This window comes from Micromonospora sp. NPDC004540 (assembly GCF_040610095.1).
Classification (GTDB): domain Bacteria; phylum Actinomycetota; class Actinomycetes; order Mycobacteriales; family Micromonosporaceae; genus Micromonospora.
Genome location: NZ_JBEXLR010000002.1, coordinates 98,466 through 113,232 on the forward strand (window position 1 = coordinate 98,466; position 14,767 = coordinate 113,232).

Below are 14,767 nucleotides of genomic sequence, written 5' to 3' on the forward strand. Positions count from 1 at the left end.
CCCCGCCTACCGTCAGCGCCCCACCGGATGACCGCGCGCCGACCACAGAGTCCACACGCTCCACCGTCCGACGAAGGGAGCCCGCGCGCTTCACCGAATCCGGTCTCGGATGGCTGCTGCTGCTGCCGTCGGTCGTCGTCTTCGCGCTGTTCGTATTCTGGCCGCTGGGGCGCACCCTGTACCTGTCCGTGCACGGCAACGACCTCTTCGGCGCCCCGTCGGTGTACGTGGGTGCGGAGCACTACCGGGAGATGCTGTCCGCCGACTTCGGCAAGGTGCTCGCCACGACGGGCCTGTTCACGCTGTTCTCGGTGGTGCCGGCCGTCCTGGGTGCGCTCTTCGTGGTGCTGCTGCTGGAGGCGCGCATCCGCGGCGTACGGGTGCTGCGCACCGCGTTCGCGCTGCCGTTCGCCTTCTCGGTGGCCACCGCGTCGGTCGTCTTCGCCGTCATCTACAACCCGGCGATCGGTGTGGCGAACGGCCTGCTCGGATCCCTCGGGATCGACCGGGTCAACTGGCTCACCGACCCGTCGATCGCGCTGCCCGCCGTCTGCGCCGCGACGGTGTGGATGAACTTCGGTTACAACGTCCTCGTGCTCTCCGCCGGCGTCGCGGCGATCTCGCCCGAGGTGGTCGAGGCGGCGCGGCTGGACGGCGCGACCGGCTGGCGTCTGGCGTCCCGGATCACCGTGCCGCTGCTTTCTCCACAGCTGTTCTTCCTCGTCGTGGTGTCCACGATCCACGCGTTGCAGAGCTTCGGACAGATCCACATCCTGACCAAGGGCGGCCCGGACCAGGCCACGACGACACTGGTCTACTCGATCTACGAGAAGGCGTTCGCCTTCGGGTCCTCCGACTTCGGATCAGCCAGCGCCCAGGCCGTCGTGCTGCTGGTCGTCATGCTCGGCTGCACGGCCGTCCAGTTCGGCATCCTCGAGCGGCGGGTCCACTACCGATGAAAAAGTTCAGTCTCGGCAAGCTCGCCGTCTACGTCGTGCTCGGCCTGGCCGCGATCCCGGTCCTGTTCCCCATCTACTACGGCTTCGTCGGCGCCGTGATGGGCCCCGGTGACCTGGCGACCTACCCGCCCGCGCTGGTGCCTCACCAGCTGCACTGGCAGAACATCAGCGACGTCTTCCGCTCGGTGCCGCTCGGTCGCTTCTACGTCAACTCCGCCGTCCAGGCCGGAGCCATCACGGTGGCCCAGATCGTCACCAGCATCCTGGCCGCGTACGCCTTCGCGTTCCTTCGCCTGCCGGCGAAGGCGGTGACCTTCGCGCTGTTCCTCGCCACCCTCATGGTGCCGTGGGAAGCGATCATCATCCCCAACTACCTGGCCATCTCCGGCTGGGGGCTGGCGCGGGGCGGGATGACCTACCTCGGTCTCGTGCTGCCCTTCCTCGCCTCGGCGTTCGGCACGTTCCTGCTGCGTCAGGCGTTCCTGCAGTTTCCCACCGAGTTGCGGGACGCCGCGGTGATCGACGGGTGCGGTCACTGGCGCCTGCTGTGGCGGGTCATCGTGCCCCTGTCCAAGCCGTCGATCGCGGCGGTCGGGGTCTACGTCTTCCTCTCGGCGTGGAACCAGTACTTCTGGCCGTTGATCCTGATCCGCGACTCAAGGTTCCAGACGCTGCAGATCGGCATCTCCCAGCTCAACGACGCCGAGGTGGCGCAGCCGGGCCTCGTCCTCGCCGGCGTCGCGCTGTCCCTCCTGCCCACCCTGGCTGTCGTGCTCTTCGGCCAGCGCTTCATCGTCCGCGGCCTCACCGCCGGGGCACTGCGTTAACTCTCAAAGAGGAGAACCCCGTGAGACAACCTAGGCTCCGCCGGAGCATGACGGCATTCGTCGCCCTGGTAGCCGCCGCCGCGCTGACGGCCTGCGGCGGTTCCGGGTCCGGCACCGACTCCGGCAAGGACGCGCTCGAAGCGCCCGGCGCGGAGGTGCTCGAGAAGGCCACCGACAAGACCACCATCGAGTTCTGGCACGGGATGAAGGGCGCCAACGCCGCAGCGATCGACAAGCTGGTCGCCGACTTCAACGCCCAGAGCGGTGGCAAGGTCGAGGTCAAGGCCATCTACCAGGGCAACTACGACGAGACGATCGCCAAGTACAAGGCCTCGGTGCAGCAGAAGAACACCCCCGCGCTGGTGCAGATCTACGACATCGGCTCGCGCTTCATGGTCGACTCCAAGCAGACCGTGCCGATGTACAAGTTCATCGACAAGGACAAGTTCAACGCGGGCGACATCGAACCGAACATCGCCAACTACTACTCGATCGACGGCAAGCTCCAGTCGATGCCGTTCAACACGTCGACCCCGCTGCTGTACCTGAACAAGGAGGCCTTCGTAAAGGCCGGCCTCGACCCGACGAAGCCGCCGCAGAACCTCGACGAGATCGGGGAGATGGCGAAGAAGCTGACGGTCAAGGACGCGGGCGGCAAGACCGTCCAGTACGGCTTCGGCGCCGCCATCTACGGCTGGCTGGTGGAGCAGTTGATCGCCACCGACGGCAAGGAGTACTGCGACAACGGCAACGGCCGCAAGGGCCTCGCCACGAAGGTGCAGTTCGACCAGGAGACCGGCGTGCGCGTCGCGCAGTGGTGGGCGGACCTCGTGAAGGGCGGCTACGCCACGAACACCGGCCGCAAGACCGACGACGCCCAGGCTGCCTTCAAGGCCGGCACGGTGGCGATGCACCTGGAGTCCACGGGCGCCATGCGCGGCTACATCGACGCGGCCAAGGGCAAGTTCACCGTGCTCACCGCGCCGTACCCGAAGGCGAGCAGCTCGGCGACGGGCGGGCCGATCATCGGCGGCGCCTCGCTGTGGATCAACGGCGCCGGGCACAGCGACAAGGAGAAGCGGGCCGCCTGGGAGTTCGTGAAGTTCGCCGTGACCCCGGCCCAGCAGGCCAAGTGGCACACCGGCACCGGGTACGTGCCGGTCAACGCCAAGGCGCTCGACGAGCAGATCGACAAGGACTGGGTGGCGCAGTACCCGCAGTTCAAGACCGCCGTGGACCAGCTGCACGCGCTGCCGCCGTCGGTCGCGTCGGCCGGCTGCCTGCTCGGCGTGATGCCGCAGGCCCGCAAGGCGTCCGAGGACGGCCTGGAGGCGGCGATCGTCGGTAGCAAGCCGGCCGACCAGGCCATGAAGGACGCCGCGGCCAGTGTGCAGGCCGCGATCGACAGTTACAACAAGTCCGTCAGCTGACCACCGACGAGACATCTCGGCAAGCGGGGCCGGCTCGATGGAGCCGGCCCCGCTTCGTCGAGGCGCGGGGGCCCCGGCGCGTCGGTCGGCTCAGATGATGTAGGCGTACAGGTCGACAATCGTGCCGTCGGCGCGGTGCAACCCGGCGGAATCGCCGTTTCTGCTGTTCCAGACCGCCGTGGTGCGCCCGTTGTGGTAGGTGGTCGCGTCGTTGTCGCCCGGGCCGGTGTGCACCCGCAGCAGCCCTCCCGCTGGGATGACGTAGCCGTCGCCCACCACGATCCGGTCGGACGCCTGGTTACGCAGGTACCAGCCGCCCACGTCCACCGGCTGGTCGGAGACGTTGCGCAGGACGACGTGCTCGCCGGTCCACCGCGCTCCGTCGCCGGGGGAGCGGTACCTGACGTCGTCGATGACCACGCCCGCCGCACCGGGCACCCGGTCGCGGCCGTGCAGCATGTCCCGCAGGGCGTGCGGGTAGTTGGTGATCATGCCGCCGACGCCGAGGTCCAGGGCCCACCGCCAGAGCTCGGGCGAGTCGACCGTCCACGGCACCAGGGCCATACCCGCCTCGGTGACGCGGCCCGCGTCCTCGGGCCGCAGCCGGCGGATGTCCGGGTTGAGCGAGAAGATCCACCCGGCGAGGTCCGTCAGCATCCCGCCCGCCGGCACGTCGTAGGTGATCAGCGAGACCGGGACCTCGGGCAGTTGCGTGTGGAAGTCCCGGAGGGCCTGCTCATCGAAGGACCCGACGATCAGCGGCTGCGGGCGGGCGCCCGGCTCGATCCAGTCGGGCCGCCGGCGCAGCCGAGCGGCGACCGCCTGCGCCAGCCCGGGATTCACCGCGGGTGACTTCAGCTCAAGGTTCAGGCCGACCCGGCCCCCGAGCAGGTCGAGCAGTTCGTCGAAGGTGAGGATGTGCTGGCCGGTGAATTCGCCCTCGTACCATCCCCCGGCGTCGAGCTTCTTCAGTTCGGCGAGGGTGAAGGCCTGCACGTTCCAGGGTGCGCGGTCGGCAAACGCCAGCCGGGCGTCGGTGGTGCGGGCGAGCGTCACATCGTGGATGATCACCAGTTCCCCGTCGGCGCTGAGTTGCACGTCGGTCTCGACGTAGTCGGCGCCCTCGGCGATCGCGAGCTCGAAGGCGGCCGCGGTGTTCTCCGGCGCCATCCCGGACGATCCGCGGTGCGCGTACGTCGTGGCGCGCCTTCCGCTACGGCAGACCGGCGGTGTCGTGCCGGCCCGGGGAACCGGCGCCACCGCCGGCCCCGCATCGCCGACAGGTGCGCCGGAGGGAAGGGCGGGCCCCGATGACGGACTCGTGCTCATCCAAGAAACTCCCTGAGAAAGGGTCAACGCCTCCGGCTAATGCCCGACCCTAACCGGGGCCCAGCTCGGCTTGCTCGTGGCGGCACCCGGATCCGCCGGCCACCTCGGACGCGGTCAGCTGCGGGCGGGGGACCACCCGTCGGCGACGAGTCGTGCGGCGTCGGCGCCCTCGCTGTGGAAGAGCAGCCCGTCCCGGTCCGTGGCGCTGATCTGGTCGACGTAGACGCCGCGGCCCTGGCTGGAGCCGTCGGTGGTGCTGCTCCAGCGCAGGTGGGTCGCCTGGTCGGGCAGCTCCACCGAGGCCGTCCACCAGACCCGGCCGCCGTAGCCGGTGACCGTGCCGTCGCTGGTCCACCGCTGGTTGCCGTGCTGCAGCAGCATCCGTGCCGGTGCCCAGGTCGAACCGCCGTCCGTGGAGACCTCGAGCCGGGCGCTGTCATAGCGCGGCTCGGTGTCGTACCAGAGCAGGAAGCTCGCCTTTCCGCCGTGCGCCGCGCGGCGCAGCGGGGCGGTGAGGGTGACCGTCGCGAGGTCGCGGGGGTCGGCCCGCCAGGCTTCGCGTGACCGGGGAAGCACCGGCATCGCCTCGGCGAGGTCACGTGCGACCGCCCGCCGGGCCACGTTGTTGCTGCCCCAGCCGCGATCGGGGTGCACCCGGTTGCTGAGCAGGATCAGGAAGGAGTGGGAGAGCGGGTCGATGACGATCGACGTGCCGGTGAAGCCGGTATGACCGAACGTCACGGGGGAGGAGAGCCCCATCATGTACCAGTGCTTGTTGAGCTCGAAGCCCAGCCCGCGGTCGCTCTCCGGGTAGGCCTGTTCGAGCGGCGCGTTGTAGTTGACCAGCATCGCCCGCACGGTGTCCGCCCGCAGGATCCGGTGCCCGCGGTACTCGCCGCCGTTGAGCAGTGACTGGCAGAGCACGGCCAGGTCCGCCGCGGTGGAGAAGATGCCGGCGTGCCCGGCCACCCCGCCGAGGGACCAGGCGTTCTCGTCGTGCACCTCGCCCCAGACCATGCCCCGCCCGGCGTACGCCTGGTACTCGGTCGCGGCGATCCGCGAGCGCAGCTCGGGGGCCGGGTTGTAGCCGGTGTCGGTCATGCCCAACGGCCCGGTGACGCCGTCGCGGACCAGCTCGGCCAGCCCTCGCCCGGTCACCCGTTCCAGCAGTACGCCGAGCGAGATCAGGCCGAGGTCCGAGTAGACGTAGCGGGTGCCGGGCGGGGCCGCCAGGGGCGTGGCCAGCGCGGCGGCGAACCGCTCGGCCGGCGTCGGGTACCTGCTCCACAGGGGCGTGAAGGCAGGCAGACCGGAGGTGTGGGTGAGCAGCATCCGTACGGTGACCGTCTCCTTGCCGCCGGCCGCGAACTCCGGGACGTAGCGGGCGACCGGGGCGTCCAGGTCCACCCGCCCCCGCTCGACCTGCTGCATGGTGACGATGGTGGTGAACAACTTCGAGACCGACGCCAGGTCGAAGATGGTGTCCGGCCGCGTCGGGACCTGCTGGTCGGCGGGGAGTTCCACCCCGGCCAGCCCGGGCGGTGGTCCGACGGCGGCGTACCGCACCGCCGTTCCCACCGCGGCGTGCTGGACGATCACGCCGTCCTTGCCCGCCAGAGCCACGGCGCCCGCGTACGTGGGGTAGCCGGGGTGGTCGGGCGTCGGCACCAGGTATGCCGCCAGGTCGGCGGGCAGGCGATCCACCTGCTCGGGGAGCAGGCCGACCTCGCGCGCGTCGCCGGGCCGCAGCGTGTCGTGCCGGAACTGGATGTCTGCGGGGCTGACGGCCGGCGGTCCGGATTCCGCCGGCGGCTGCGCGCCGGCGGCCGCCGGCCCCGGCGGCACCGCCGTGACCAGAACGGTCGCGGCCAGGCCGAGCGCGACGGTTCGGAGCGGCCGGGTGCCGAGGACACTCTGCTTCATCGTCCCTCCTACCAGGTCAGGCCGTGGCCGTACGGGTACAGCTCCGCGTCCCCGCCGTCGGCGGCGGGAATCGTGACCGGCAGCCGTCCGTGGGGGGACAGCTCGCCGTGCAGCGCGCGGACGAGAGCATCCATCGCCGCCTGGGTGTACGAATAGGTCGCCAGGTAGGTGGTCACGCCCGGCAGGTACGCGATGTCGTACGGGTCCCGGACGGCCACCACGACGACGGGTTTGCCGGTGCTGAGCAGCGCCGCGACGAGCCGTTGCTGGCTGGCCCGCGGGTCGGTGACCGTGGTGTCCCACGCCTTGTTCACCAGCACGACGGTGAGATCGTGCTGGGCCGCCGTGGCGGCCGTCGCGGAGATCACCTGGTCGGATGGGAGGGTCGCGGGCCGGGCGGTAGCTCGGGCGCCTCGGGCGGTGAACCCGGCGGTGACCGTGGCGATCGGGGCGAAGGCGGCGTTGTCCCAACCGGTGACCAGCACCGACCGGTCCGCGCGGGCCAGCGGCAACAGCCCGGCGTCGTTGCGGACCGCCGTGAGGGTCAGGTCGGTGACCTGGGCAACGGCGGCCAGGTGTTGCGGCGCCCCGACCCTGCGTACCGCCTCCTCGACGTCGACCATCGGCGACCCGGCCAGGCCCTGCCGGTACTTCAGGGCGAGGATCCGCCCGACCGACTCGTCGATGCGCCGCTCGGTCAGCTCGCCGGTGGCGACGGCCCGCAGCACGGCGTCCCGGGCCAGCCGCAGGTCCGGCGGCATCAGGAGTTGGTCGGCGCCGGCCTTCAACGCCAGCACGGGCACCCGGTCGTCACCGTACTTCTGCCGCACGCCCGCCATGTTGAGCGCGTCGGTGACGATGACGCCGCGGAAGCCGAGCTCGCCCCGGAGCACGCCGGTGAGGATCGTCGGCGACAACGTCGCCGGGTCACCGGAGGCGTCCAGCGCGGGCACCAGGATGTGGGCGGTCATGATCGTTTCCACGCCCGCGCTGATCGCCCGCCGGAACGGCGGCGCGTCGGTCCGCTCCCACTCCTCGCGGCTGTGGGTGATCACCGGCAGGTTGGTGTGGCTGTCGGTGCCGGTGTCGCCGTGGCCGGGGAAGTGCTTGGCGACCGCGGTCACCCCGGCGCCGTCCTGGAACCCGGTGACCTGGGCCGCGGTGAGCTCGCCCACCAGGGTGGGATCGGCGCCGAAGGACCGTACGCCGATCACCGGGTTCGCCGGGTTGATGTTGGTGTCGGCGATCGGCGCGTACGGCTGGTTGATGCCGACCGCACGCAACTCCCGCCCGGTGACCTGCGCCGCCGTCTCCGCGGCCGCCGGTGAACGGCCGGCGCCCAGGGCCATCGCCCCGGGGAACTGCGCGGCGGGGGCGGGCATCCGTAGCACCACGCCCTGCTCCTGGTCGGTGGAGATGAGCAGCGGTACCCGGCCCTTGCTGCCGTCGCCGAGGGCTGCCCGTTGGAGCCCGTTGGAGAGGGTGGCGATCTGCCGGGGACTGTCGAGGTTGTGGGACCAGGAGAAGTAGCAGACGGCGCCAAGGTGGAACTCGTTGATCACCTCGGCCGGAGTCTCGACGCCGAAGGCGGCCCGGTTGGCAGCGCGGTCGGCGGCCGTGGGCTCGGTGGCGTCCCTGCCGTACACATAGGTGGCGAAGAGTTGGCCGACCTTCTGCTCCAGGCTCATGTGCCGCAACGTCGAGGTGACCCAGCCGTGCTCGCCCGCGGAGGGGACAACGTCGACGGAGGCCTGGACGGGGAGCGGCGCGAGGGTGGTCGCGAAGGTGGCTGCCAGGGCGGTGCTGGTGACGAGTCGGGTCTTCATAGACGATGACCTCTCTCTCCGGATGCCTGAAACTTAGCTACGGAGCAGCCAACCGTCAAGAAGATTTACTACAAGAAGCGCGGGTGCGGAAGACCGATCTGCGGGAGACGGCCTCTTCGCCGAAGATGACCGGAATATGCGCGATTGGGTCTTCCGTGATGCGCCGGTGCCCGGCGGCGCTCGTGTGGCGCGTCCTTGTGGTCGCCCGATCGGGATGAGGCAGGGTCACCCACCGCTGCAGGAGGATGTGGGCAAGGCGTACCGAAGCGGCTCGCAAACTGGTGATTCGACGGCGATCCGACGGGGAGGAATCAGGTGGAATACCAGGACTTCATCAACGCAGTGGCCACGCGGGCAAAGGTGTCCACCGATCAGGCGGCGACAGTCACCCGCGCGACGTTGGAGGCATTGGCAGATCGGATCAGCGCCGGCCAGGCCGAGGACCTTGCCTATCAGCTTCCCGACGGGCTCGACGACTGCCTGCGCAAACCGCGTAGACAGGACCAGATCAAGGCGTCGCTCGGGTTCGACGATTTCGTGCAGCGGGTGGCGGATCGCCAGGACGTCGACCGTGCGCTCGCCGATGCCGCAGTCGGCGCGGTGCTCACCACGCTCCGTGAGGCTGTCACCCGCGACGAGTTCGAGGACGCGATGGCCCAGCTTCCGAAGGAGTTCCGGCAGGCGATCGAACCGGTGGGTGCCGGTGGCGGGCGGCGCCCCGGCTCGTAGCACGCCCGCTCGAGGAGGAGCAGGGATGCCGGCGACCGGTTGCCTGGTGAGGCAGCCGGCCGGCCGGCGCGTCGGCCTGTCGCGCCGCGAGCGCCGCCGCCTATCCGAGCTGCGTCCCGGGTGTCGAGGGCGGCGCCAGCTCGTCGAGTGGGACGTCGGGGTCGGCCAGCCGGGCGAGGTCGACCGGATCGGCGGCCGCGACGAGCCGTCGGATCGACGGGACGACGTCCCACACGTTGACGTTCATGCCGGCGAGCACCCGACCGCCGGCGGTCCAGAAGGCGATGAACTCGCGCTTGGCGGCGTCGCCCCGGACGACGACGCGGTCGAACGCCCCGGGCGGGGCGTGTCCGACGTACTCCATGCCCAGGTCGTACTGGTCGGTGTAGAAGTAGGGCAGGTCGTCGTAGCTGACCGCCTGTCCCAGCATGGCGCGGGCCGCCGCGGCGCCGCCGTGGAGGGCGTTGGCCCAGTGCTCGACGCGCAGGCGCCGGCGCAGCACGGGATGGTAGGCGTTGGCGACGTCACCGGCGGCGTGGATGTCCGCGTCGGCGGTGCGCAGGGACGCGTCGACGACGATCCCGTTCTCGACGGTGAGGCCCGCCGCGGTCGCCAGCTCGGTGTTCGGCCGCACGCCCACGGCCACCACCACGGCGTCGGCGGGCAACTCGGTGCCGTCGGCAAGCAGGACCGAGGAGACGCGACCGGTGCCGCGGATCTCACGGACCTCGGTGTCGAAGTGGAAGGTGACGCCGTGGTCCCGGTGCAGGTTGGCGAACACCCGGGCGATCTCGTCGCCCAGCGCCCGGCGCAACGGCAGCGCGGCCGTCTCGACGACGTCGACGGTGGCGCCGCGCAGCCGGGCGGCCGCGGCGACCTCCAGGCCGATCCACCCCGCGCCGATGATCACGACGTGCGCGCCGTCGACCAGCGCCGCGCCGATCCGGCGGCTGTCGGCAAGGGTACGCAGCCGCAGCACCCCGTCCAGGTGGACGCCGGGTGCCGACAGGTCGCGGGGCGTGGCGCCGGTGGCCAGCAGCAGCTTGTCGTACCGGACGTGCTGGCCGTCGGCGAGCCGGACCTCCCCGGCGGACCGGTCGACCGCCTTGACGCTGACGGCGGTGCGCAGGTCGACGTCGTGCTCGGCGTACCACCCGGCGTCGTGCACGAACACGCTGTCGGGTTCGGCATCGCCGGTCAGCAGGCCCTTGGACAGGGGTGGCCGCTCGTACGGTCGCTCGGGCTCGTCGCCGATCACGACGATGCCGCCGTCGAAGCCCTCCTCCCGCAGCGTCTGCGCGGCCCGCGCGCCGGCGAGCCCGGCGCCCACGATCACGAACGTGCCGGTCTTCGACATCGGTCCAGCTCCTTTCGGAATGCGTCGGTCAGCGTGGGCCGACCCCGGCCAGGGTGAAGAACTCAGCGCGCGAGCGGTGGTCGTCGCGCAGGGTGCCGAGCAGGGTGGAGGTGATGGTGCTGCTGCCGACGGCCTGGACGCCGCGCAGCGTCATGCACAGGTGTTCCGCCTCGACGACCACGCCGACCCCGCGCGGCCGCAGGTGGCTGGTCAGCCAGTCGGCGATCTGCTTGGTCAGGCGCTCCTGGACCTGCGGGCCGCGGGCGAACAGTTCCACCACCCGGGCCAGTTTGGACAGCCCCAGGATCCGCTCGCCGGGCAGGTAGCCGACGTGCGCGACGCCGACGAACGGCAGCAGGTGGTGTTCGCAGACCGACCGGATCGGGATGGCCCGGGCCAGCACCAGCTCGTCGTAGCCCTCGTCGTTGTCGAAGGTGGTCAGCTGGAACTCGCGCGGGGTGAGCAGTTCGGCGTAGGCGCGGGCCATCCGGCCCGGGGTGTCGGCGAGCCCTTCGGCGGAGAGGTCCATCCCGAGCGCGGCCAGGAAGTCCGCCGCCGCCCGTTCGGCGGCTGCCGGGTCGCGGCGGGGACGCTGCTGCTGCACTCGTAGCGCGCTGACACTCACTCAGGCCCCCCGGGGGATTTTAACCAACGCTGATTGGTGATAGCGATCATGCTGCCCCACCGCCTCCGGAATTTCAATAGCCCTGATTGGTGATAACCTCTCGGCCATGAGCACGGGGGAGCGCTGGAGCGCGATGGCCGCGCTCGTCGACCGGTCCCGACGGGCGCTGTACGACTACGTGTGCCGGGCCGGTCACCCGGTCACCCGCGAGGAGGCGGCCGAGGCGCACGGCATGTCCCGCAACCTCACCGCGTTCCACCTCGACAAGCTCGTCGAGTCGGGGCTGCTGCGGGCCACCTACCAGTCGCCGGCCGACCAGCCCCGGGGCCGCGGCCGGACGCCGAAGGTCTACGAGGCGGCCGGCGACGGCGTGGCGATCACCGTTCCCGAGCGGCGTTACGAGCTCATCGCCGAGATCCTCGCCGACGCGGTCGCCGACGACCCGCACGACGCCCCCGCGGCGGCGCGGCGCCATGCCTGGCAACGCGGCCGGGACGTCGGAGCACGGGTACGCGACACCGGCGAGGACCTCGTCGCCGTGCTCGCCGGCCTCGGCTTCGAGCCCGAGGCGCTCGGTGACCAGGTGCTGCTGCGCAACTGCCCGTTCCACGCCCTGGCCACCCGGCAGACCGCCCTGGTGTGCGGGCTCAACCATGCGTTCCTCGCCGGCATGATCGACGCCGCCGGACGCACCGACCTGCTGGCCCGGCTCGCGCCACGTCCCGGGGCCTGCTGCGTCCGGTTGGACGGCGTCCCGGAGCACTAGCCGCCCCTCGTGGGACGCGGCGCCGGTCACGGTGAGACGCGGACCTCGACCGAGCTGATGTACCACCGGAAGTCGGACGTGCTGTCGATGGACACGTCGTTGGTGCCGCTCTTGTCGAACGAGCGGGTGCCCGCGCACACGACCACCGACTGGCCCGCCGGCACCGGCCCCGCGCTGAACAGTTGCGCGAAGTAGTGGGTGCCGCGGCTCAGCTTCTCCTGGTGGAAGCTCTCGTCGTCGTCGGTGGTCTCGTCGAGGGTCGACATCGCGGCGTACGACGGCTCGGCCACGTTGGGGTGCAGGACGTCGAGCATCAGGAAGTTCTGCTGGGTGGTGCGGGAGTTCGACCATCCCCACTCGTCCGTCGTCTCCAGCCGGTGCGTCGCCTCGACGCACTGCGCGTCGATGAGGACCTCGACCAGGCCCGTCGTCGGCGGCACGAACGCGAACGCGATCGCGCTGAAGGCGTCGCCGGACGCGTAGTCGAAGTCGCCGGCGTCGCCGTCCTCCATGGTGATCGAGATGCCGACGTCCCCGACCGACGGGTTCAGGGTGTGGATGCGGTCGACGACGAAGTTGTCGTTGCGCACCGGCACGAAGCCGAAGTTGAACCCGAAGAAGGGCGGCCGGAAGACCTCCCACCGGTGCGGGTCGTCGCTGTCATCGGGTTCGAAGACGCCCCAGGGGAGCGCGCGATCGTGGAAGGGGGACAGGCTCAGCCACTTGTCGAGGTTGTTCGAGAGGTGGAACCCGGGGCTGACGTTCTCGTCGGCGGCGAACACGTCGCCGATCGCCTCGTGGTAGCCGGCGGCGATCGCCTCGATCGCCTCCCGTCGGACGTCTCGGCTGCGCAGGAACGCCTTGGCCTTCCGCCGCCGGGCCCGGTGCAGGTCGGCGTAGCTCGACTCCAGCCCCTGCGGCGGCTGCAGCAGGTCGCGAACGGTCATCCGTTCCTGCCGCATCAGGTCCCGCAGGTCCGCCCAGGTGTCGTCGCCCAGCAGGCGTCGCAGCCGCTGGCTCGCCTCGGCCGACAGCTTCACCGCCCTGCTGCTGCGCTTCTTCGTGATCGCCTTCAGGCGTTGGTCGCGCTCCTCCGTCGCGGCCGCCGCCGACCGTCGGGCCTCCACCGGAAAGCGGCGGAAATTGTGAACTGCCTGGTCGGTGCTGACCATGGGAACCACCCAATCAGAGCCTCGTCCTCATCCTGCTGCCGAACTCGTCGGCTGGCCAGACGGGTTGTGCCATGCTGGCAAAGCCGCAAAAGGCGCCAACCGACGACGGCCCCCTCGGGAGTGGATCTCTGCCGTATGGTGCGCTGATGCGTCGCCGCGTACCACTGACCCTGCTTCTCGCACCGCTGCTCGTCACCGCGTGCACCACCGATCCGGCCGCCCCGGCCGCCGGCTCGTCCGCCCCCACGACCACACCGAGCCCCACCGCCCCCGCCGTCGACTACACCGCCTGGCAGGCCGGGCGCTCGACCCCGGTGGCCGACAAGGTCTACCCGGCTCGGGGCACCACCGCCCTGGACGTCCTGCACTACGACCTGGCGCTGGACTGGGCACCGTCGACGAAGACCCTCACGGGCACCGCCACCCTGCGGATCCGGCCCACCAAGGACGCTCCCGCCCTCGTCCTCGACTTCATGCCCTACCAGGTCGACGGGGTGACGCTGGACGACACGACGGTCACCGGGACCGTGGCCAAGGAAAAGCTCACCGTGACCGCCCCGGTCGTCGCCGACAAGCCGGTGACGCTGGTGGTGAAGTACCACGGCAAGCCGAAGACGACGCCGATGCCGTCGCACCGCAAGGACGTGGAGGCTCTCGGCCTCACCGTCAGCAAGGAGGGCGGCCTCTGGACGATGCAGGAGCCGTTCGGGGCCTTCACCTGGTACCCGGCGAACGACCAGCCGTCCGACGAAGCCCTCTACGACATCCGGGTGACCGTCCCGGCGGGCTGGTCCGCGATCGCCAGCGGCACCCCGGCCGGGCAGTCCGGCAACACGTTCACCTACCGCAGCGCCGACCCGGTCGCGACCTACCTGACCACCCTGGCGGTCGGGAAGTACCAGAAGCTGACCGCCAAGGGGCCCCGTGGGATCCCGCTGACCTACTGGTACCGCAAGGGCGCCGACGACAAGCTGCTGCCGTACCTCAAGAAGTCCCCCCAGTACCTGGCCTGGCTGGAGAAGAAGTTCGGTCCGTACCCGTTCCCGTCCGGTGGCGTCGTGGTGGTGGACTCGGCGTCCGGCATGGAGACCCAGCAGATGATCACCATGGGCCGGAAGATCGAGAACACCAAGGCGCGTCGCGACCGCTGGGGAAGCGACCTGCTGCACGAGTACGCCCACCAGTGGTTCGGCGACTCCGTCACGCCGACCACCTGGACCGACCTGTGGCTGAACGAGGGCTGGGCACAGTACGCCACGGACCTGCACACCAAGGAAACCCTGCACCTGAGTGACGCCAGCCTGGACCGGTACCTGCGGGACGCCGACGCCGCCATGCGCAAGAAGCTCGGCCCGCCCGGCAAGCCCAACCCGAAGAACTTCGCCGAGGGCAACGTCTACCTCTGCCCGGAGGCCATGCTGCACGAGATCCACCGGCAGCTGGGTGACAAGGCGTTCTTCGCGCTGGCCCGTGCCTGGGCGCAGGAGCATCGCAACACCCAGCAGGACCGGGCGTCGTTCATCGCCTTCGTCAACAAGCAGACCGGGCGCGACTTCACCAAGCTCATCAACACCTGGCTGGACTCGAAGACCACGCCGAAGCGGATCACGGTCACCTGAGCCGGGCCGCCGCAGCGGCGCTCCGGCCGGTACCTGCCGGGGCGCCGCTGCGGTGGTGTCCTGCTGTGGTCGGGTCAGGCGGCGCGGCCGGCCTTGAGCGCCGCCGCGGTGTCGACGACCGCAAAAGCAGTGCCGGCGGTGACAGCATTTGCGCTGTCACCGCCGGCGCGCGTGCTTCCCATGTTCCGGTCAGCTGGTGCGACCT

The 14,767-nt window shown here is 70.7% G+C and carries 12 protein-coding genes; 6 read left to right on the forward strand and 6 right to left on the reverse strand.

Annotated features, from left to right (window positions below; all coding sequences use genetic code 11):
- Positions 1 to 188: 188 nt before the first annotated feature.
- The 3 genes from ABZV78_RS01315 to ABZV78_RS01325 are packed head-to-tail and all read left to right on the forward strand — an operon-like array spanning position 189 to position 3,216.
- Positions 189 to 959, forward strand: a complete 771-nt coding sequence (locus tag ABZV78_RS01315; protein ID WP_355634778.1) for a sugar ABC transporter permease — start codon at positions 189 to 191, stop codon at positions 957 to 959.
- On the forward strand, positions 956 to 1,786 hold the full coding sequence (locus tag ABZV78_RS01320) for a carbohydrate ABC transporter permease (RefSeq protein WP_355634779.1): 831 nt from the start codon (positions 956 to 958) through the stop codon (positions 1,784 to 1,786). Before ABZV78_RS01315 ends, ABZV78_RS01320 begins: the two co-directional genes overlap by 4 nt.
- Before the next feature lie 47 nt (positions 1,787 to 1,833).
- Positions 1,834 to 3,216 carry an ABC transporter substrate-binding protein gene (locus ABZV78_RS01325; protein WP_355634780.1) on the forward strand — a complete coding sequence of 461 codons (1,383 nt, stop codon included), beginning with the start codon at positions 1,834 to 1,836 and terminating at the stop codon, positions 3,214 to 3,216.
- Positions 3,217 to 3,306: 90 nt separating this feature from the next.
- On the opposite strand, the gene ABZV78_RS01330 is transcribed toward ABZV78_RS01325, so the two are convergent.
- The 3 genes from ABZV78_RS01330 to ABZV78_RS01340 all read right to left on the reverse strand — a co-directional run bounded on the left by ABZV78_RS01330 (position 3,307) and on the right by ABZV78_RS01340 (position 8,294).
- Complete coding sequence (locus tag ABZV78_RS01330; RefSeq protein ID WP_355634781.1) at positions 3,307 to 4,545, reverse strand: glycerophosphodiester phosphodiesterase family protein; 1,239 nt, start codon at positions 4,543 to 4,545, stop codon at positions 3,307 to 3,309.
- Positions 4,546 to 4,659: 114 nt separating this feature from the next.
- Positions 4,660 to 6,468, reverse strand: a complete 1,809-nt coding sequence (locus ABZV78_RS01335) for a serine hydrolase (protein WP_355634782.1) — start codon at positions 6,466 to 6,468, stop codon at positions 4,660 to 4,662.
- An 8-nt stretch (positions 6,469 to 6,476) separates the two neighbouring features.
- Positions 6,477 to 8,294 (reverse strand): glycoside hydrolase family 3 protein, encoded by a 1,818-nt coding sequence (locus ABZV78_RS01340; protein WP_355634783.1) that lies wholly within the window; start codon positions 8,292 to 8,294, stop codon positions 6,477 to 6,479.
- A gap of 315 nt (positions 8,295 to 8,609) precedes the next feature.
- Here ABZV78_RS01340 and ABZV78_RS01345 point away from each other — a divergent pair, with 315 nt between their 5' ends.
- Positions 8,610 to 9,023: a DUF2267 domain-containing protein gene (locus ABZV78_RS01345; protein WP_355634784.1), complete on the forward strand. Its 414-nt coding sequence runs from the start codon at positions 8,610 to 8,612 to the stop codon at positions 9,021 to 9,023.
- A gap of 100 nt (positions 9,024 to 9,123) precedes the next feature.
- Here ABZV78_RS01345 and ABZV78_RS01350 read toward each other — a convergent pair whose 3' ends face one another.
- Together ABZV78_RS01350 and folE are read right to left on the reverse strand one after the other, a co-directional pair.
- Positions 9,124 to 10,380, reverse strand: coding sequence for an FAD-dependent oxidoreductase (locus ABZV78_RS01350; protein WP_355634785.1), 1,257 nt, complete (start codon positions 10,378 to 10,380; stop codon positions 9,124 to 9,126).
- A 28-nt stretch (positions 10,381 to 10,408) separates the two neighbouring features.
- A complete protein-coding gene (gene folE, locus ABZV78_RS01355) occupies positions 10,409 to 11,005 on the reverse strand; it encodes a GTP cyclohydrolase I FolE (protein ID WP_355634786.1) in 597 nt (198 codons plus the stop codon).
- A gap of 106 nt (positions 11,006 to 11,111) precedes the next feature.
- On the opposite strand from folE, the gene ABZV78_RS01360 reads away from it, so the two are divergent.
- Positions 11,112 to 11,771: a helix-turn-helix domain-containing protein gene (locus ABZV78_RS01360; protein WP_355634787.1), complete on the forward strand. Its 660-nt coding sequence runs from the start codon at positions 11,112 to 11,114 to the stop codon at positions 11,769 to 11,771.
- A gap of 26 nt (positions 11,772 to 11,797) precedes the next feature.
- Here ABZV78_RS01360 and ABZV78_RS01365 read toward each other — a convergent pair whose 3' ends face one another.
- A complete protein-coding gene (locus tag ABZV78_RS01365) occupies positions 11,798 to 12,943 on the reverse strand; it encodes a hypothetical protein (RefSeq protein ID WP_355634788.1) in 1,146 nt (381 codons plus the stop codon).
- Positions 12,944 to 13,089: 146 nt separating this feature from the next.
- On the opposite strand from ABZV78_RS01365, the gene ABZV78_RS01370 reads away from it, so the two are divergent.
- Positions 13,090 to 14,562: a M1 family metallopeptidase gene (locus ABZV78_RS01370; RefSeq protein WP_355634789.1), complete on the forward strand. Its 1,473-nt coding sequence runs from the start codon at positions 13,090 to 13,092 to the stop codon at positions 14,560 to 14,562.
- Positions 14,563 to 14,767: the final 205 nt, after the last annotated feature.